The sequence below is a fragment of the Methylobacterium sp. Ger2507 genome (genome assembly GCF_055231875.1).
Map to the genome: position 1 here is coordinate 2,972,604 of NZ_JBUYVC010000001.1, position 18,733 is coordinate 2,991,336.

Sequence of the window (18,733 nt, forward strand, 5' to 3'; positions counted from 1 at the left end):
CAGGGTCCGCGATCCGAATGGTGGCGCATGCAGGGTCCCTCGGGACCCTTTTTTATTGCCGCGACGCGCTGGACGACACGAGCAGCACAGACAGGTTTCAAGGAGCAGGACGATGGGCGGCGAGGTCATGACCGGGGCCGAAATGGTCATCCGGGCGTTTCAGGATCAGGGTGTCGATACGCTATTCGGGTATCCCGGCGGCGCGGTGCTGCCGATCTACGATGCACTGTTCCACCAGGAGACCCTGAAGCACATCCTCGTGCGCCACGAGCAGGGCGCCGTCCATGCGGCGGAGGGCTATGCCCGCTCCTCCGGCAAGGTCGGCTGCGTCCTCGTCACCTCGGGACCCGGCGCCACCAACATCATCACGGGCCTGACCGACGCGCTGCTCGATTCGATCCCGCTGGTCTGCATCACCGGTCAGGTTCCGACGCACCTGATCGGAACGGACGCCTTTCAGGAGTGCGACACGGTCGGCATCACGCGCCACTGCACGAAGCACAACTATCTGGTCAAATCGATCGACGACCTGCCGCGCATCCTGCACGAGGCCTTCTACGTCGCTGCCAACGGGCGGCCCGGCCCGGTCGTCATCGACCTGCCGAAGGACATCCAGTTCGCGTCCGGCGTCTACGAGCGCCCGACCCAGAACGGCCACAAGACCTACAAGCCGGCCTTCAAGGGCGACGCGGCCCAGATCCAGGCGGCTGTCGAACTGATGGCTTCCGCACGCCGGCCGATCCTCTACACGGGCGGCGGTGTCATCAATGCGGGGCCGCACGCCTCGGCGCTGCTGCGCAAGCTCGCCGCCGAGACTGGTTTTCCCGTTACCTCGACCCTGATGGGTCTCGGCGCGTTTCCGGCCTCGGACGACCAGTTCCTGGGCATGCTAGGCATGCACGGAACCTACGAGGCCAACCTGGCGATGCATGATTGCGACGTCATGGTCTGCATCGGCGCTCGCTTCGACGACCGGATCACCGGCCGGCTCGATGCCTTCGCGCCGTTCTCGAAGAAGATCCACGTCGATATCGATGCCTCCTCGATCAACAAGGTCGTCAAGGTCGATGTCGGGATCGTCGGCGATTGCGGCTCGGTGCTGGAAGACATGCTCGCCGCCTGGACCGCGCTGCCCCGACAGCCGGACAAGGCTCGCCTTGAGGATTGGTGGACCAAGATCCGGACCTGGAAGGCGCGCGACTGCCTCGCCTACTGGCCATCGGGCACGATCATCAAGCCGCAATACGCCGTCCAGCGCCTCTACGAGGCCTGTAAGGATCGCGAGACCTACGTCACGACCGAAGTCGGCCAGCACCAGATGTGGGCGGCGCAGTACTTCAAGTTCGACGAGCCGAACCGCTGGATGACCTCCGGCGGCCTCGGCACCATGGGTTACGGCCTGCCAGCGGCCATCGGCACGCAGCTCGCCCACCCGAACGGCCTCGTCATCGACATTGCCGGCGAAGCCTCGATCCTGATGAACATGCAGGAACTGTCGACGGCGGTGCAGTATCGCCTGCCGGTCAAGATCTTCATCCTGAACAACGAGTACATGGGTATGGTGCGCCAGTGGCAGGAGCTGCTGCACGGCTCGCGCTACTCGCAGAGCTACTCCGAGAGCCTGCCCGACTTCGTCAAGCTGGCCGAGGCCTACGGCGCCAAGGGCATCCGCTGCGAGAAGCCGGGCGATCTCGATGCCGCGATCGCCGAGATGCTCGACTATGACGGTCCGGTCGTCTTCGACTGCATCGTCGACAAGAAGGAGAACTGCTTCCCGATGATCCCGTCGGGCAAGGCGCACAACGAGATGCTGCTGTCCGACTACCTCGGCGAGACTGGGGTCGAGATCGGCGACGTCATCTCCGAAGAGGGTAAGATGCTGGTCTGAGCCTCCAGGCGCAGCCGGGCCGGGCGGTGACACGCCCGGCCGACCCCTTCATTCTCCATCGGCCCCGCCGGGCCACCCACGACACGCCATCGCAGACGAAGATCCGGGGCACGCCCATGAACGCCATGAATACGCACTATCCCGATGCCGGCCGGGTCGAGCCGATCAACCGGCACACCCTGGCTGTCATCGTCGACAACGAGCCCGGCGTGCTCGCCCGGATCTCGGGTATGTTCTCGGGACGCGGCTACAACATCGAGAGCCTGACGGTGTCGGAGACCGAGGTGGCGCGCCATCTCTCCCGCATCACCATCGTCACCGCCGGAACCGACGCGGTGATCCAGCAGATCAAGGCGCAGCTCGACCGCCTCGTTCCCGTGCACCGGGTGGTTGACCTGACCCTCCAGGGCAAGGCCCTCGAGCGCGAACTGTGCCTCGTGAAGGTCGCGGGCACCGGCGAGCACCGCACCGAATCGCTGACCCTCGCGGCCGCCTTCGGCGCCAAGACCCTCGACGCGACCCTGAACTCCTTCGTGTTCGAGGTCACCGGTACCACCGAGGAGATCGATCGCTTCATCGGCCTGATGACGGTGATCGGCCTCGTGGAGATCTCCCGCACCGGGATCGCCGCAATGGGACGTGGCGCCGAGCCGATGTGACGGGAATTCGCAAACAGAGAGGGCGGATGGCGGTTCCGACATCATCAAGGACGACGATCCCCACTGGTCTCCTGGACCGCCAGCGATGGGACGCGCGTTCATTCCGATCCAGGTCCTAAATCTGAACCCTTAGATCTGAAAGCTTGGATCTGAACGCGCGGAAGGCGTCCGAAGCGATCCTGGTTGATCAGGTTCGCTTCATCGATCTCCGGACCGGAACAGACCGACGCCTCGGCAGAGTTCCGGGAAACATCCTTGCAGAAGCCTGATCGAAACTGGCTACCCTCATCGGCGTACCGGTGATCGACCTGGCGGAGGAAGACGAAGCCACATGACCACCCTCTACTACGCCCCCGGCGCCTGCTCGCTTGCCTCCCATATCGCGCTGGAAGAAACCGGCGCGCCCTACGAGACCGTGCGGCTCGACCTCGCCAAGGGCGATCAGCGGGCCCCACAATACCTCGCCGTTAACGAGCGCGGCCGCGTGCCGGCGCTGGTGGAGACCGACTGGGTGCTCACCGAGAACACCGCGATCCTGCGCCACATCGCGCGCCTTCACCCGCAGGCCGGCCTGTGGCCCGAGACGCCGCGTGACCAGGCCAGGGTCGACGAATGGCTCGGCTGGCTCTCCACCGGCCACCACATCGCCTACGCGCATATCCGCCGAGCGGAGCGCTACAGTGGAGACGAGGCAGCCTATCCGGGCATCCAGGCCAAGGGTGCGGAGACCTGCGGCGACCTCTTCACGATGACCGAGGTCAAGCTCTCCAACGGCGGCTGGGCCATCGGCGAGACCTACAGTGTCGCCGATCCCTACCTCCTGCTGTTCTGGACCTGGGGCCGCGGCCCGGCCCTCGGCTTCGACATGGCGGCGCACTTCCCCGCCTGGACGGCGCATGCCCGCGCCATGGCTGCGCGTCCCGCCGTGCAGGCGGTCTTCGCCCGCGAGGGATTGAAACTGCCGGCCTGAGTACCGGAAGCGAAGCAAAGCGCGGGGCATGCGACAATTCCCCTTCCGTCAAGGGGATCGCCTCGCTAAAAGCTCCGCGGATCGCACGGCCGCGCGGATGTCGTTTCAGATGAGGGCGCCGGAGCGCACTCATGCTCAATCGAGAGAAAAGAGAAGGTACCGCCATGCGGGTCTATTACGATCGTGACGCCGACCTGAACCTGATCAAGGGCAAGAAGGTCGTCATCGTCGGCTACGGCAGCCAGGGCCATGCCCACGCCCTCAACCTGCGCGATTCGGGCGTCAAGGGCATTGTCATCGCCCTGCGCGAGGGCTCCGCCACCGCCAAGAAGGCGGAGCATGAGGGCTTCACGGTGATGAACGTCGCCGACGCCGCCAAGCAGGCCGACGTCGTCATGATGCTGACCCCGGACGAGCTACAGGGCGACATCTACAAGGAGTCGCTCGAGCCGAACATGAAGCAGGGCGCCGCCCTTCTGTTCGCCCACGGCCTCAACGTCCACTTCAACCTGATCGAGCCCCGCAAGGACCTCGACGTGCTGATGGTCGCGCCGAAGGGCCCCGGCCACACCGTGCGCGGCGAGTACCTCAAGGGCGGCGGCGTGCCGACCCTGATCGCCATCGCGCAGGACGCTTCCGGCAACGCGCACGATCTCGGCCTGTCCTACGCTTCGGCCAATGGCGGCGGCCGCGCCGGCATCATCGAGACCACCTTCAAGGAAGAGTGCGAAACCGATCTGTTCGGCGAGCAGGCCGTGCTGTGCGGCGGCCTCGTCGAGTTGATCAAGGCCGGCTTCGAGACCCTCGTCGAGGGCGGCTACGCCCCCGAGATGGCCTATTTCGAGTGCCTGCACGAGGTGAAGCTCATCGTCGACCTCATCTACGAGGGCGGCATCGCCAACATGAACTACTCGATCTCGAACACCGCCGAGTACGGCGAGTACGTCACCGGCCCGCGCATCGTGACGCCGGAGACCAAAGCCGAGATGAAGCGCGTCCTCAACGATATCCAGTCGGGTAAGTTCACCCGTGACTGGATGCTCGAGAACAAGGTTGGCCAGACCTCGTTCAAAGCCACCCGCGCCAAGCTCGCCGCTCACCCAATCGAGGAGGTCGGCGCCAAGCTGCGCGGCATGATGCCGTGGATCTCCGAGAAGGCCCTGGTCGACAAAGCCAAGAATTAATTCGGGATTGGGAGGCCGGCTTCGCTCGGCCTCCGGTTGCGGATGAAGCCGGCGTCGCGCAAGCGGCGTCGGCTTTTTCATGCGTCGATCATCGGACACGCAGCCGTCACTGAGACGTGATCAAGACGTCCCGCCTGTTGTGCTCAAACAGCTTTCCCGCGATCATGCTCCGCAACGGCCGCCCATCTTGAGAGCAGCCGAAACGCGGAGGACACCCATGGCATCGCTATACTACGACGAGCATCGCGCGCTGCAGGAGGAGTACAATACCGTCAAGCTCGCCGAGCGCCTGGATACCGGCTGGGTGCATGACGCGATCGGCAAGGATGAAGCCGCCTTCATCGGCAGCCGAGACATGTTCTTTCTCTCCACCGTCGATCCCGACGGCATGCCCACCGTCTCCTACAAGGGCGGCAGCCCCGGCTTCGTGAAGGTGCTCGACGACAACACCCTCGTCTTCCCGGGCTTCGACGGCAACGGCATGTGGTACTCGATGGGCAACATCGAGGGGCAGTCCAAGGTCGGCCTGCTGTTCATCGATTTCGAGACCCCGCACAGGGTCCGCGTCCAGGGCCATGCCCGGATGCTTCGCGACGATCCTCTGATGGCCGAGTACACCGAGGCCAAGTACCTCGTACGCGTCGAGGTCACGAAGGCCTGGGTCAACTGCCCACGCTACATCCACAAGTACCAGAAGGTGGCGCAGAACAAGTACGTACCGACCCCGGACAAGGAGACGCCTCTCGCCCTTTGGAAGCGGCTCGACATGGTCGCCGACGTCATTCCCGAAGCGGACAAGGCCCGCGTCGAGAAGGAAGGACGTCTCGAACTTCCGGAATACGAGGCCCGGGTCGCCCGCGGCGAGAGCTGACATCACGCCCCGCCCTCTCCCTGCATGGGAGAGGGCGGAACGCCTCACACCATCCGCAGGCGCGGTCCCCGGCGGACGAACCCGACGATGTCCTTGACCGCATCGAGGGTTGGGGCCGCGATGGCCTCGGCGCGTTCGGCGCCATCGGCCAGCACGGCATCGATCTCGGCCGGATCTGAGACCAGGCGCTTCATGTCGGCGCCCAGGGGCGCCAGAGTTTCGACGGCGAGTTCGACCAACGCACCCTTGAAGGCCGAAAACTGCGCGCCGCCGTAATCGCGCAGCACGTCCTCGCGCGAGATATCCTTCAGGGCGGCGAAAATGCCCACCAGGTTGTCGGCCTCTGGCCGGCCGCTGAGGCCCTCAACCTCGGAGGGGAGGGCGTCCGGATCAGTCTTGGCCTTGCGCACCTTGGCCGCGATGGCGTCAGCATCGTCCGTAAGATTGAGGCGCGAATTGTCGGAGGCATCCGACTTCGACATCTTCTTGGTGCCGTCGCGCAAGCTCATGACACGGGCGGCCGGCCCACCGATCAGCGGTTCGGTGACGGGGAAGAAGCCAGCGCCCTCGTCGTGCCCATGCGCGGCGATCGATTCCGAAAAATCGTTGTTGAACTTCTGCGCGATGTCCCGCGTCAATTCGAGGTGCTGCTTCTGGTCCTCGCCCACCGGGACGTGGGTCGCCCGATAGGCCAGGATGTCGGCTGCCATCAGGACCGGATAGGCGTAGAGCCCGATCGAGGCGTTCTCCCGGTCCTTGCCGGCCTTGTCCTTGAATTGGGTCATGCGGTTGAGCCAGCCCAGGCGCGCGACGCAGTTGAAGATCCAGGCGAGCTCGGCGTGCTGGGGCACTTGGCTCTGATTGAAGACGATCGAGCGCTTCGGATCGATGCCCGCGGCGAGGAAAGCGGCGGTGACCTCGCGGATCTGCCCCTTGAGCGCGGCCGGGTCCTGCCACAGGGTGATCGCGTGCATGTCGACGACGCAGTACAGGCACTGCGCGTCGCGCGCCTGCATCTCGACGAAGCGCTTGATGGCGCCGAGATAGTTACCGAGATGCAGGTTCCCGGTCGGCTGTACGCCCGAGAACACCAGTTCCTTGAACGCGCTCATCGCGGCGTGGTCCTCGTAGGGATAGGGGTGAGGCAGCCGCCGGCGAACAATCCCGCAGCCAAGCGCCGGTTTCTGGACGCCGCGCCGGGACCGGTCAAGGCTCCAGGCCCGCGAAGGCACCCGCGTTCAGGGCTCGCGGATAGCGCCTCCGGCACCCATTCGGGCCTGCCCCTCGGGGCAGAGGTCGAGGAGCACACAGCGCCCGCAGGCCGGATTGCGATGGTGGCAGATCTGCTGGCCATGCAGCATCAGCACTTCATGATTGTCGTAGAGGGCCTGCGCGCTCCAGTCAGCGGGCAATTGCGCCCGCAGAATCGGATGCGACGGTCCGACGTCGACGCGCGAACCGATGAGTCCGGTGCGCTGGGCGATTCGGTGATGGTGGCTATCCACTGGCAGGGCCGGCATCCGCAGGACGCTGAAGGAGAGCACGGCCGCGCTGGTCTTCGGCCCGACACCCGGAATCGTCTCCAGCCAGTCCCGGGCTTCGTCCACCGCCATGTCCCTGAGGAAGTCAAGGCTGAGACGGCCGTGGCGCGCCTTCACGGCGGACAGGATCGCCTGGAGCCGCGGCGCCTTCAGTTCAGGCCAGGTCACACCCGCGATCGTCGCCTGGATTTCGGCGACGGGAGCCGCCAGCATCATGTCCCAATCGGGATAGCGGGATCGCAGGGCTTTGAAGGCACGTCCCGAATCCGCGTTGCGCGTCCGGTGCGAGAGGAGCGACGAGACGAGTTCGCTCAAGGGATCGAGCGCGTGGAAGTACGGGATCGGACAGCCATAGACCGGACAGAGGCGCGCATGGATCGCCAGGGCCTTGTCGGTCAGGGCCGGATCGACCTCCGTCTTGGGCGGTTTCGAGGAACGGGTCCGGCGAGGGCGGGGGCCGGCGAGGTCGTGCCCGGATGGGGTCGGCATGCGGAGGGAATCCCTGCCGAGTCTTCGCGGTTCCCAGGCGATCGTCAGCTGCCGGCAGACCATTCGGAATGACGGATCACCACAAGCGTCACACGCTTGCGGTGTCGGGCGGCTTGTCTGACGCGGTGCGGTGTGGAACCTTGTCCGGGTCAGCAATGACGATACGGGAGAGCCCAGGCCGCAAGTTTCGCTGAGCGAATCGTCCGGACCATGGCGCCGACGGAGCAACCACCCCCGGAAACTCTCAGGCACAATCACCGTATCGTTGGACAATCTGGAGAGAGGCGCCTGACGGCGTCCACCGAAGGAGAAATCCTGGGCCGCACTCGCAGCCCGGGAGAAACTCTCAGGTAACCGCGACAGATGGGGGCAGCCGGAAACGCTCAACCGAGCATCCGGAAGCTTTGTGTCGTGGAGTCATCCGATGTCCCCTGATGTTGCCTGCACACCCCTGCACGGGCTGCACTTGCGCCATGGCGGCCGGATGGTGCCATTCGCGGGTTATGCCATGCCGGTGCAATACCCGGCCGGCCTGATGAAGGAACACCTGCACACCCGGTCTCATGCCGGCCTGTTCGACGTGTCGCACATGGGTCAGATTCGACTTACGCCGCATTCCGGCGACGTCGAGGACGCGGCGCGCGCGCTGGAAACGCTTCTGCCCATCGACGTGCTCGGCTTGAGGCCAGGTCGCCAGCGTTACGGACTCCTCCTCGACGCATCCGGCGGCATTCGCGACGACCTCATGGTCGCGCATTGCGGCGACAGCCTCTTCCTCGTGGTGAATGCGGCCAACAAGGTTGCCGACGAGGCGTATCTGCGGGCCCACCTGTCCCATGCCTGCAAGGTGACGGTCCTCGCCCGCGCCCTCGTCGCCCTCCAGGGGCCAGGCGCCGAAGCGGCCCTGTCCCGCCTCGTGCCGGAGGTGACGGAGATGCGCTTCATGGACGTGCGGATGCTCGGCCTTCTCGGCACGTCCGCCATCGTCAGCCGCTCCGGCTATACCGGCGAGGACGGCTTCGAGATCTCGGTTCCGGAGGACCGAGCCGAGGCCCTGGCCGAGGCACTGCTGGCCGATCCGACCGTGCTGCCGATCGGGCTCGGGGCCCGCGACTCGCTCCGCCTCGAGGCGGGTTTGTGCCTGCACGGCAACGACATCGACGCGGGAATCGACCCCGTAGAAGCCGGGCTGTCTTGGGCGATTTCCGCCGTGCGACGGCGTGGCGGCGCTCGGAGCGGCGGCTTCCCCGGCGCCGCGCGCGTCCTCGACGCCCTGGAAAACGGGCCGCCCCGCAAGCGCGTCGGCCTTCGCCCCGAGGGACCGACGCCCGTTCGGGCCGGCGCGCCGCTTTTCGGCGACGAGACTGGCGAAGCAATCGGCCACGTCACCTCCGGCGGATTCGGACCGAGCCTGCAGGCGCCCATCGCTATGGGCTACCTGCCGGCAGCGCTCAGCACCCCCGGCACCCGCATCTTCGCGGAGGTGCGCGGCAAGCGCCTCGCCGTCGTGGTCTCGGCACTGCCCTTCGTTCCGGCGGGCTTCAAGCGCGCCTGACCCCCCTTTCACGTCGACCCCCAACGCATGTCAACAATCAGGAGAGAGCGATGCGGAAGTTCACGGACGAGCACGAATGGCTGGACTGCGCCGGCGACGTGGCCACGGTGGGCATCACCAGCCATGCCGCCGAGCAGCTCGGTGACCTCGTCTTCATCGAGCTGCCGAAGGTCGGCGCCCGGCTGACGAAGGGCGAAGCCGCGGCGGTGGTCGAGTCGGTGAAGGCCGCCTCGGACGTCTACGCACCTGTCTCCGGCGAGGTTACGGAGGTTAACGAGGCAGCTGTGGCCGACCCGTCCAGCGTGGGTGCCGATCCGCAGGGTGCCGGCTGGCTCTATCGCATCCGCCTCGACGATCCCGCCAGCCTCGACGAGCTGATGGACGAGGCGGCCTACGCGGACTTCGCGAAGTAGCGCCCCGCTGGCGCATGACGACGACCGTCTCCCTGCGCGCGCCTTTCAAGTCGCCGCAGGCGACCCCGGACTCCAAGAGGCGCTCCAGTGGCGTGCAATCTAGAACCGCCTACGGCGCTGGACCGCCCACCCCATGCGGTTCTGGATCCGGGGCTCCGCTGCGCGGACCCAGGATAACGCGGCGCCTCAGGCGATTACCGGACACGCCACTCGCGACGTCCGCTCCCTTTCGCAAAGACCCGTGAGAGCGCCGGCGCAATCCCGACAATTCACCATTCGAGGCCCCCATGACCACCGACCGCTACGACCCCTACGATTTCGCCAACCGCCGCCACATCGGTCCAACGACGCAGGAAATCGACGCGATGCTCGGAGTCGTGGGCACGGACAGCCTGCACGCTCTGATGGACGAGACCCTGCCAGCCGACATTCGCCAGGAAGAGCGCCTGGACTTCGGGATCGCCATGACCGAGCGCCGGGTCATCGAGCACATGCGGGGCATCGCCGACAAGAACCGGCTCCTCGTCTCGCTGATCGGACAGGGCTATCACGGGACGACGATGCCGCCCGTGATCCAGCGCAACATCTTCGAGAACCCGGCCTGGTACACCGCCTACTCGCCCTACCAGCCGGAGATCAGCCAGGGTCGGCTGGAGGCGTTGCTGAACTTCCAGACTCTGGTCTGCGACCTCACCGGCCTCGACATCGCCAACGCGTCGCTCTTGGACGAGGCCACCGCCGCGGCGGAAGCCATGGGCATGGCCCAGCGCATTGCCGGCAACGGGAAGACGACCTTCTTCGTGGATGCCGAGTGCCTGCCCCAAACCATCGCAGTGCTGCGCACCCGCGCCGCGCCCCTGGGCTGGACGATCGTCGTGGGCGACCCCGCGACCAATCTCGATCCGGGGCAGGTCTTCGGCGCGATCTTCCAGTATCCCGGCGTCTGCGGTGGCATCCGCGACCTGACACAGCCCATCGCCGACCTGCACGCGGCCGGCGCGGTCGCCGTCGTGGCGGCCGACCCTCTGGCGCTGACGCTGCTGACCTCCCCCGGTGAAATGGGCGCCGACATCACCATCGGCTCGATGCAGCGCTACGGCGTGCCGATGGGCTACGGCGGTCCGCACGCCGCCTACATGGCGACCCGCGACGCGCACAAGCGGACCCTGCCGGGGCGCTTGGTCGGTGTTTCGGTGGATGCCCGCGGCAACCGGGCCTACCGTCTCGCGCTCCAGACCCGCGAGCAGCATATCCGGCGCGAGAAGGCGACCTCGAACATCTGCACCGCGCAGGTGCTGCTCGCGGTCATCGCCGGCATGTACGCGGTGTTCCACGGCCCGCGCGGTCTCAAGGCCATCGCCGCCCGCGTCCACCGCGACGCCGTGCGCCTCGCCGCTGGGCTGGAAGCCCTCGGCTTCACGGTGGAACCGGAGCACTTCTTCGACACGATCACCGTGCGGGTCGGCGCCTTTCAGAGCCTGATCCTCGGACAGGCCGTGGCCAACGGCGTCAACCTGCGTAAGGTCGGCGACGAGCGCATCGGCATCACGGTGGACGAGCGCACCCGCCCCGACATCCTCCAGGCCGTGTGGCGCGCCTTCGGGGCCCAGGACCCGGCCTACGACGAGGCCTGGCCCGAAGCCCGCCTACCGGAAGCCCTGGTGCGCACCTCCCCGTATCTGACGCACCCGATCTTTCACATGAACCGGGCCGAGAGCGAGATGACGCGCTACATGCGCCGCCTCGCGGATCGTGACCTGGCGCTGGATCGAGCGATGATCCCCCTCGGCTCCTGCACGATGAAGCTGAACGCCACCGCCGAGATGCTGCCGATCTCCTGGCCGGAATTCTCTGAGATCCACCCCTTCGTCCCGGCAGACCAGGCACTGGGTTATCGGGCGCTCATCGACGACCTCTCCGAAAAGCTCTGCGCCATCACCGGCTACGACGCGATCTCGATGCAACCGAACTCGGGGGCGCAGGGAGAGTATGCCGGGCTTCTCGCCATCCGGGCCTACCACCTGTCGCGGAACGAAGCGCACCGTACGGTCTGCCTGATCCCATCCTCGGCCCACGGCACCAATCCGGCCTCGGCCCAGATGTGCGGCATGAGCGTGGTGGTGGTGGGCGCCGACGCCCAGGGTAACGTCGACCTCGCGGACTTCCGCCGGAAGGCCGAGCAGCACGCGGACAAGCTCGCTGCCTGCATGATCACCTATCCGTCGACGCATGGAGTGTTCGAGGTGCAGGTCCGCGAGATCTGCGACATCGTCCACGGCCATGGCGGGCAGGTCTACCTCGACGGAGCCAACCTCAATGCGCTGGTGGGCCTTGCCCGGCCCGGTGACATCGGCGCCGATGTCAGCCACCTCAACCTGCACAAGACCTTCTGCATTCCCCACGGCGGCGGAGGCCCTGGCATGGGCCCGATCGGCGTGAAGGCGCACCTGATCCCGTTCCTGCCCTCCGACCCGCAAACGGGTGAAGAGGGCGCGGTCTCGGCCGCCCCCTACGGCTCGGCCTCGATCCTGCCGATCTCCTGGAGCTACTGCCTGCTCATGGGCGGGCGCGGCCTGACCCAGGCGACCCGCATCGCCATCCTCAACGCCAACTACATCGCGGCCCGCCTCGCGGGCGCCTACCCGGTGCTGTATTCCGGCGCAGGAGGCCGCGTGGCGCACGAATGCATCATCGACATGCGCGCGTTCCAGAAAAGCGCGGGAGTCAGCGTCGATGACATCGCCAAGCGACTGATCGATTGCGGCTTCCACCCGCCGACCATGTCCTGGCCGGTGGCCGGCACCCTGATGATCGAGCCCACCGAATCCGAGACCAAGGGCGAAATCGATCGCTTCTGCGATGCCATGCTGGCGATCCGCGAGGAGATCCGCGCCATCGAGGAGGGGCGGATGGACAAGGCGAACAACCCGCTGAAGCACGCGCCCCACACGGTCCGGGACCTCGTCGGGACCTGGGAGCGTCCCTATTCCCGCGAGGCCGCGTGCTTCCCGTCTGGCAGCCTCGGGATGGACAAGTACTGGCCCCCGATCAACCGCGTCGACAACGCCTATGGCGACCGCAATCTCGTCTGCTCCTGCCCGCCGATGGATTCCTACAGCGAGGCAGCGGAGTAGGGCGCGCGTGCCGGCGCCACCTGCTCCATTCCAAGCGCGTGGCGCCGTGCTAGGAGGGGCCATGTCCCGAATGCGCTACACAACCCTGCCCAGCCCCATCGGCACCCTCGTCCTCGTGGGTGCGGACGGACGCCTCGCCTGCATCGGTTTCCCCGCCGGCAAAGGCGCTGTGACAGTGGGTTCCGACTGGCGACGGGACGATGCAGCCTTCCCGGATGTGCGCGCCCAGTTGGGTGCCTATTTCGGTGGGTGCCTCACACGGTTCGAGGTGGAACTCGCTCCGCGCGGTACGCCGTTTCAGCTCGAGGTCTGGCGGGCCCTCACCGAAATTCCGCCGGGCGAGACGATCTCCTACGGCGAACTCGCCCAACGGATCGGCCGCCCGCGTGCCAGCCGGGCCGTCGGCGCGGCCAACGGCGCCAATCCCTTGCCCATCGTGGTGCCCTGCCATCGGGTCATCGGTGCAGGCGGCGCCCTGACTGGCTTTGCCGGCGGCCTCGATACCAAGCGCTTCCTGCTGGCACTCGAACGCGGTCACGGTCGCACGCAGCTGGAGCAGATAGGTCGACCCTGATACCCGCCTATTTCGGCAGGGCGTAGATGTTCACGTCCAGCTTCTCGTCCGCCTTGTCATTGAGATCGGTGACGTATTCCTCGATGAACCTATCCTGCACCACCACGTCCTTGGCATCGAGATAGGCCGTCAGAGTCTCGTAGGTGCCGTCGATCTCGTCGTAGGAGCCCTTGTGCGGGAAGCGCAGGGCCTTGCCGCTCGGCGTGGTGCCGAAGCGCAGGCCGTCGGTTTCGGCCGGCTTCGGGTCCGGCATTGCGGCGATCGGGATCATCGCGTCGTACTGGAAACCGTCATCGTCGGTCTTGGCGAAGACGGCGATCGGCCGGCCCACCGGCCGAATGCCGGCCTTGGCTAGATCGGCTTCGATCCGCTGGAAAGCGGCCTTCAGGCTCGGCACCGCCTCCTCCCACTTGGCCCGGCCCGCCAGGATGGCGGCCGGCTTGGCCGGCAGCGAAACCTCGTCGACATCGTTGGCGTCGCCCGGCGTCGCGACCAGTGTCTCGCGTGCCGCATCCGGCGGGGTGGCGGAGGGAGCAGCACCCGCCTGGGCGGGGACCGGGATATCGGCCGTTCCCGGCGTCTTCGGATCGGGATTGGTGGTCGTTGGCAGCGGGTTCGTTGCGGCCGGCGGCGGTGACTGAGCAAGAGCAGGTGCGGCAGCATCGGCGACCGAGAGCGCGAGGCACCCGGCGAGCGTGCGGGCCAGCAGCGTCGAACGCGACTTGGAACGTGTGCGGGTCAAGGCGAGGGCTCCGGAACGTCGCTGGGGCGCGGATGACGTCGGATCGGCGACGCGACTCCGAGGTCAGGAACCTAGTGGCGACAGGAGCGATCGGCGAGGGATCATGGGTGTCGCGACGCACGAAGCCTGCAGGGCGCGGCGCTTCTGCAACGCAGCTCTGGCGCTGGCCCCCGTGCGTGCGAGCGCGCTTTGCCCTATAGCCCTAGGGCATTGAACACACCGGAAGACAGACGAAAGAGACCAGGCGGCATGAGCGAGCTCGCCCATCGACGGTTCCTGAAGATGCACGGAGCCGGCAACCGGATCGTGGTGCTGGATCTGCGCGGAGCCTCCACGCAGGTCGCTCCCGGGGAGGCGCGCGCGATCGCGGAGCATCCACGATCGGCCTTCGATCAGCTCATGGTCATCCATGATGCCCGCACCCCCGGCACAGACGCGTCCCTGCGCATCTACAACACGGACGGATCGGAATCCGGTGCCTGCGGCAATGGCACCCGCTGCGTCGCCTACGCCATGTTCGATGATCCGGCCATGGCGCGCCCGGCGGAGAGCGGTCGGCTGCTCCTGGAGACGCAGGGCGGGTTGGTGGGCGTCAAGCGCGTTGCCGAGCGCTCCTTCACCGTCGACATGGGTCGGCCGAAACTGGCCTGGAACGAGATCCCGCTCGCCGAACCGTTCCAGGATACGCGGCGGATCGAGCTGCAGATCGGGCCGATCGACGATCCGGTCCTGCACTCGCCGAGCGTCGTCAACATGGGCAACCCGCACGCGATCTTCTTCGTGGAGCACAACCCCGACAGCTACGATCTCGCCCGCATCGGCCCGATGCTGGAGAACCACCCCATCTTCCCGGAGCGGGCCAACATCTCGGTGGCGCAGGTCCGCGGGTCGGATCGGATCAAGCTGCGGGTCTGGGAGCGCGGGGCCGGGTTGACGCTCGCCTGCGGCACGGCCGCCTGCGCCACCGTGGTGGCGGCTTCGCGCCTGCGCATGATCGGCCGCGGCGCCACAGTAAGCCTGCCGGGCGGCGACCTGGTCATCGAGTGGCGCGCCGATGATCACGTCCTGATGACCGGACCCGTGGCTCTCGAATGGGAGGGCACCTTCCCGCCCGAGCTGTTTTCGCACGTGGACGCCGCCTGACATGGCGGTGGAAACCCTGACCTTCGGATGCCGCCTCAACACCGTCGAATCGCAGGTGATGCGCGAGCATGCGGAGGCGGCTGCGATGCACCGCGACCTCGTCATCGTCAACACCTGCGCGGTGACGGCCGAAGCCGGGCGCCAATCGCGAAAGGCCATTCGCCGCCTCGCCCGCGAGCGTCCCGGCGCGGAGATCGTTGTCACCGGCTGCGGCGCGCAAGTCGAGACCGCCGCCTACGCGGCGATGCCCGAGGTCGCACGTCTCGTCGGCAACGATGCGAAGAGTCGCGCCGAGACCTGGGGCCCACTTGCGTGGCCGGCGGAACGGACTTCGACGGAACGGATCGAGGTCGACGACATCATGTCGGTGCGTCGGGCGAACTCCACCCGGATCGCCGGCATCGCCGGGCAGACCCGCGCCTTCGTGCCCGTCCAGAACGGCTGCGACCATCGCTGCACCTTCTGCATCATTCCTTTCGGGCGCGGAAACTCGCGCTCCGTCCCGATCTCCGACGTCATCGACCAAGTCGTCCGCATCGTCGCGGTCGGCGGCCGCGAAGTGGTGCTCACCGGCGTTGATCTCACGGCCTATGGCCGAGACCTCGACGGAACCCCGAGCCTGGGCCGACTGGTTCAGGCTATCCTCGCACAGGTCCCGGATCTCGGCCGGCTCCGTCTCTCCTCTATCGATTCCATCGAGGTCGATGATGCGCTGATGGAGGCGATTGCGGGCGAAGCGCGGCTGATGCCGCATTTCCACCTCTCCCTTCAGGCCGGCGACGACCTCATCCTGAAGCGGATGAAGCGTCGCCACGCCCGTGCCGACGCGATCCGGTTCTGCGACGCCGTGCGGCGATTACGGCCGGGAGCGGTGTTCGGCGCTGACCTGATCGCGGGCTTTCCGACCGAAACCGAAGCACAGTTCGCCCGCTCCCTCGACCTCGTGGACGCGTGCGGGCTGACCCATCTGCACGTCTTTCCGTACTCGGCCCGCCCCGGGACACCGGCGGCCCGAATGCCGCCGGTGCCGGATGACATCGTCCGGGAGCGCGCGGCCCGCCTGCGAGAGGCAGGCGCAGCCGCCCTGGCGGTCCATCTCGCCAGCGAGGTCGGGCGCACCCACCGGGTGCTCACCGAGCGCGGTGGGATCGCGCGGACCGAGGGGTTTACCCCCGTCCGCCTGTCGTCCGACACACCGGCGGGCCGGTTTCTCGATGTGACGATCACGGGGCACGACGGACGGGTGCTCATCGCGTCCTGAAGGGTGAGCGTCGATGCCCCAGTCGGGCGCCGCCGTTCACTGCGCGTAGCCGCACGTCTCCAGCCTCGAGCGCATAGGCTCGGGCACCGGCGCTTCCACCGTGATCGGCGGCTTCTTCGGGTATAGCGGAAGGCGCAGGGCCCGGGCATGCAGCTGCAGCCCGGGACCGCCGCTGCGGGGGCCGGCGCCATAGATCGGGTCGCCGAGGATCGGGTAGCCCATCGCCGCGCAATGGACGCGAAGCTGATGCGTCCGGCCGGTGACCGGCGAGAGGGCGAGCCAGGTCAGGCCATCGCCGCGCCCCAGAACGGTGTAGCGCGTCAGGGAAGGATCGCCCGCCGGATCGGCTTTCATCCACCAGGAGCGCGGATCGTCGGAGCGGCGTGCAAGTGGCAGATCGATCGTACCCGACTGGTCGGATGGCCCTCCCTCCACGAGGGCCCAGTAGGTCTTCTCGACGGTGCCGCTCGCGGCGAACAGCTTGTTCAGGCGCGCCAGCGCCTTGGCGTGGCGTCCGAGCGCGAGGCAGCCGGAGGTGTCCCGGTCGAGCCGATGCGCGGCCTCAGGCCGTCGGGGCAGGCCGAAGCGCAGGGCATCGAGATGGTCGGTGAGGGTTTCGCCCCCCTTCGGCCCGGGATGAACGGGCAAACCCGCCGGCTTGTCGATGACGAGCACCAGGGCATCGCGGTAGAGGAGGCGCGCGCCTATGTCTGTTACGAGGGCATCGGCTGGGGACATGGCCCTGCGCTAACCATGCCGGGTCCGGGGAGCAAGCGGGAATGAGCGAAGACAAGAGGCCGGGCTGGCTGCTGCGCAAGATGTTCGGCACCAAGGAGGAGCCGCGTCCGGCACCGGTACCAGTTCAGCCGCCGGACCCGAAGCCGACTTCGGCAGGGACTCTGGCGCCCACTCCACAACCGGTGCCTGAGCCTGTCGTCGCACCCGTAGCCCCCCCACCCGAATCCCCAGCCTCGTTCTCCGAAGGACAGCCGGACTTCGCCACCGCCGCGACGGATGTGTCCCACGTGCCACCGCCGCCGAACGAGCCCGGCACAGGGACGCCGGACAAGAACGCGGTGCCTGACGAACTCGAAGGAGCCGACCTGCAGCCGGTGGAGGGTGCCGAGGAGCGTCCCCCCGCCGGTACGGCCGGTGACGACCCGAACCGGGGTGCCGAGGCCGCCGATACGACGACCCAGGCGTTTGCACCCGAGCCCGCGCAGGCACCGGACCTTCCGTCCGAGCCAGTGCAGGTACCGGATCTGAAGCTTGAGCCGGAAGTCGCGACCCAGATCTTCATGCCCGAGCCGGACGCGGCTGCGGAGGAGCCCAAGCGCGGGTGGTGGAGCCGCTTGACCGGAGGCATGAAGCGCACGTCCTCCGCGCTGACCGAGCGCGTGACCGGCCTGTTCACCAAGCGCAAGCTCGATGCCGATACGCTGGAAGAACTGGAAGACGCCCTGATCCAGGCTGATTTCGGTATCGAGACCGCCATGCGGATCTCCGAGGCCGTGGGCAAGGGCCGTTACGAGAAAGGCATCTCACCGGATGCGGTGCGCGAGATCCTCGCAACCGAAGTCGAGCGGGCGCTCACCCCCGTGGCCATCCCGTTCAGCATCGACACCACGAAGAAGCCCTTCGTGATCCTGATGATCGGGGTGAATGGAGCCGGCAAGACCACCACCATCGGCAAGCTCGCGATGAAGCTGAAGGCGGAAGGTCATTCCCTCATGTTGGCCGCGGGCGACACGTTCCGGGCCGCGGCGATCGAGCAGCTCAAGGTCTGGGGGCAGCGCACGCAGACCCCCGTGATCGCCAGGGCCCAGGGCGCGGACGCGGCAGGCCTCGCCTTCGATGCCTATGAGGCTGCCAGGGCACAGGGCACCGACGTACTGCTGATCGACACCGCCGGACGGCTCCAGAACAAGGCCGGCCTGATGGCGGAACTGGAGAAAATCCTGCGGGTGATCCGCAAGATCGACCCGGAGGCCCCCCACGCCGTCCTCCTCGTCCTCGACGCCACCGTGGGTCAGAACGCGCTAAGCCAGGTCGAGCTGTTCTCGAAGGCCGCCAACGTCACAGGCCTCGTCATGACGAAGCTCGACGGCACCGCGCGCGGCGGCATCCTGGTCGCGCTCGCGGCCAAGTTCGGCCTCCCCGTCCACTTCATCGGGGTCGGCGAGGGCGTTGAAGATCTCGAGCCCTTCGAGGCCCGGGATTTCGCCCGCGCCATCGCCGGGCTCGACGCCATTTAGGCGACCGAGCGCCACGTCACAGCCCACAACGGCCGGGACTGCTATAGATATGGA

Annotated in this window: 16 protein-coding genes and 1 riboswitch; of the genes, 12 read left to right on the forward strand and 4 right to left on the reverse strand. The window is 67.1% G+C overall.

Annotation, left to right across the window (positions count from 1 at the left end; translation table 11 throughout):
* The first annotated feature begins 112 nt into the window (after nt 1–112).
* The 5 genes from ACV7NL_RS13810 (at nt 113) to ACV7NL_RS13830 (ending at nt 5,572) form a co-directional block, all read left to right on the forward strand.
* Nucleotides 113–1,888 carry an acetolactate synthase 3 large subunit gene (locus tag ACV7NL_RS13810; protein WP_056183563.1) on the forward strand — a complete coding sequence of 592 codons (1,776 nt, stop codon included), beginning with the start codon at nt 113–115 and terminating at the stop codon, nt 1,886–1,888.
* A 116-nt stretch (nt 1,889–2,004) separates the two neighbouring features.
* Nucleotides 2,005–2,547 (forward strand): acetolactate synthase small subunit, encoded by a 543-nt coding sequence (gene ilvN, locus ACV7NL_RS13815; protein WP_056183565.1) that lies wholly within the window; start codon nt 2,005–2,007, stop codon nt 2,545–2,547.
* A 331-nt stretch (nt 2,548–2,878) separates the two neighbouring features.
* Nucleotides 2,879–3,517, forward strand: coding sequence for a glutathione S-transferase family protein (locus ACV7NL_RS13820; RefSeq protein ID WP_463355951.1), 639 nt, complete (start codon nt 2,879–2,881; stop codon nt 3,515–3,517).
* Nucleotides 3,518–3,681: 164 nt separating this feature from the next.
* Nucleotides 3,682–4,701: a ketol-acid reductoisomerase gene (ilvC, locus tag ACV7NL_RS13825; RefSeq protein WP_056183570.1), complete on the forward strand. Its 1,020-nt coding sequence runs from the start codon at nt 3,682–3,684 to the stop codon at nt 4,699–4,701.
* Nucleotides 4,702–4,918: 217 nt separating this feature from the next.
* On the forward strand, nt 4,919–5,572 hold the full coding sequence (locus ACV7NL_RS13830) for a pyridoxamine 5'-phosphate oxidase family protein (RefSeq protein WP_056183572.1): 654 nt from the start codon (nt 4,919–4,921) through the stop codon (nt 5,570–5,572).
* Nucleotides 5,573–5,616: 44 nt separating this feature from the next.
* Here the strand turns inward: ACV7NL_RS13830 and trpS are convergent, their stop codons facing one another.
* Together trpS and ACV7NL_RS13840 are read right to left on the reverse strand one after the other, a co-directional pair.
* Nucleotides 5,617–6,684 carry a tryptophan--tRNA ligase gene (gene trpS, locus ACV7NL_RS13835; RefSeq protein WP_463355952.1) on the reverse strand — a complete coding sequence of 356 codons (1,068 nt, stop codon included), beginning with the start codon at nt 6,682–6,684 and terminating at the stop codon, nt 5,617–5,619.
* Nucleotides 6,685–6,810: 126 nt separating this feature from the next.
* Complete coding sequence (locus tag ACV7NL_RS13840; protein ID WP_463355953.1) at nt 6,811–7,602, reverse strand: endonuclease III domain-containing protein; 792 nt, start codon at nt 7,600–7,602, stop codon at nt 6,811–6,813.
* A 264-nt stretch (nt 7,603–7,866) separates the two neighbouring features.
* A riboswitch (glycine riboswitch) is annotated at nt 7,867–7,975 on the forward strand.
* 51 nt (nt 7,976–8,026) lie between these two features.
* Here ACV7NL_RS13840 and gcvT point away from each other — a divergent pair.
* From gcvT to ACV7NL_RS13860, 4 genes are all read left to right on the forward strand, one after another.
* Entirely contained in the window at nt 8,027–9,157 is a 1,131-nt protein-coding gene (gene gcvT / locus ACV7NL_RS13845; protein ID WP_463355954.1) for a glycine cleavage system aminomethyltransferase GcvT, read from the forward strand.
* Nucleotides 9,158–9,207: 50 nt separating this feature from the next.
* Entirely contained in the window at nt 9,208–9,570 is a 363-nt protein-coding gene (gene gcvH / locus ACV7NL_RS13850) for a glycine cleavage system protein GcvH (RefSeq protein ID WP_247636208.1), read from the forward strand.
* Nucleotides 9,571–9,857: 287 nt separating this feature from the next.
* Complete coding sequence (gene gcvP, locus ACV7NL_RS13855) at nt 9,858–12,704, forward strand: aminomethyl-transferring glycine dehydrogenase (protein WP_463355955.1); 2,847 nt, start codon at nt 9,858–9,860, stop codon at nt 12,702–12,704.
* A gap of 61 nt (nt 12,705–12,765) precedes the next feature.
* Complete coding sequence (locus ACV7NL_RS13860; protein ID WP_463355956.1) at nt 12,766–13,278, forward strand: methylated-DNA--[protein]-cysteine S-methyltransferase; 513 nt, start codon at nt 12,766–12,768, stop codon at nt 13,276–13,278.
* Nucleotides 13,279–13,285: 7 nt separating this feature from the next.
* Here the strand turns inward: ACV7NL_RS13860 and ACV7NL_RS13865 are convergent, their stop codons facing one another.
* Entirely contained in the window at nt 13,286–14,020 is a 735-nt protein-coding gene (locus tag ACV7NL_RS13865) for a GyrI-like domain-containing protein (RefSeq protein ID WP_463355957.1), read from the reverse strand.
* Nucleotides 14,021–14,269: 249 nt separating this feature from the next.
* On the opposite strand from ACV7NL_RS13865, the gene dapF reads away from it, so the two are divergent.
* On the forward strand, nt 14,270–15,163 hold the full coding sequence (dapF, locus tag ACV7NL_RS13870; protein WP_463355958.1) for a diaminopimelate epimerase: 894 nt from the start codon (nt 14,270–14,272) through the stop codon (nt 15,161–15,163).
* 1 nt (nt 15,164) lies between these two features.
* Nucleotides 15,165–16,424, forward strand: a complete 1,260-nt coding sequence (gene mtaB / locus ACV7NL_RS13875; RefSeq protein ID WP_463355959.1) for a tRNA (N(6)-L-threonylcarbamoyladenosine(37)-C(2))-methylthiotransferase MtaB — start codon at nt 15,165–15,167, stop codon at nt 16,422–16,424.
* A 36-nt stretch (nt 16,425–16,460) separates the two neighbouring features.
* On the opposite strand, the gene ACV7NL_RS13880 is transcribed toward mtaB, so the two are convergent.
* The gene (locus ACV7NL_RS13880) at nt 16,461–17,162 is read right to left on the reverse strand and encodes an RluA family pseudouridine synthase (RefSeq protein WP_463355960.1); all 702 of its coding nucleotides are present in this window, start codon (nt 17,160–17,162) and stop codon (nt 16,461–16,463) included.
* 41 nt (nt 17,163–17,203) lie between these two features.
* Between ACV7NL_RS13880 and ftsY the strand changes: the two genes are divergently transcribed.
* Nucleotides 17,204–18,679 (forward strand): signal recognition particle-docking protein FtsY, encoded by a 1,476-nt coding sequence (gene ftsY, locus ACV7NL_RS13885; RefSeq protein ID WP_463355961.1) that lies wholly within the window; start codon nt 17,204–17,206, stop codon nt 18,677–18,679.
* Nucleotides 18,680–18,733 lie beyond the last annotated feature (54 nt).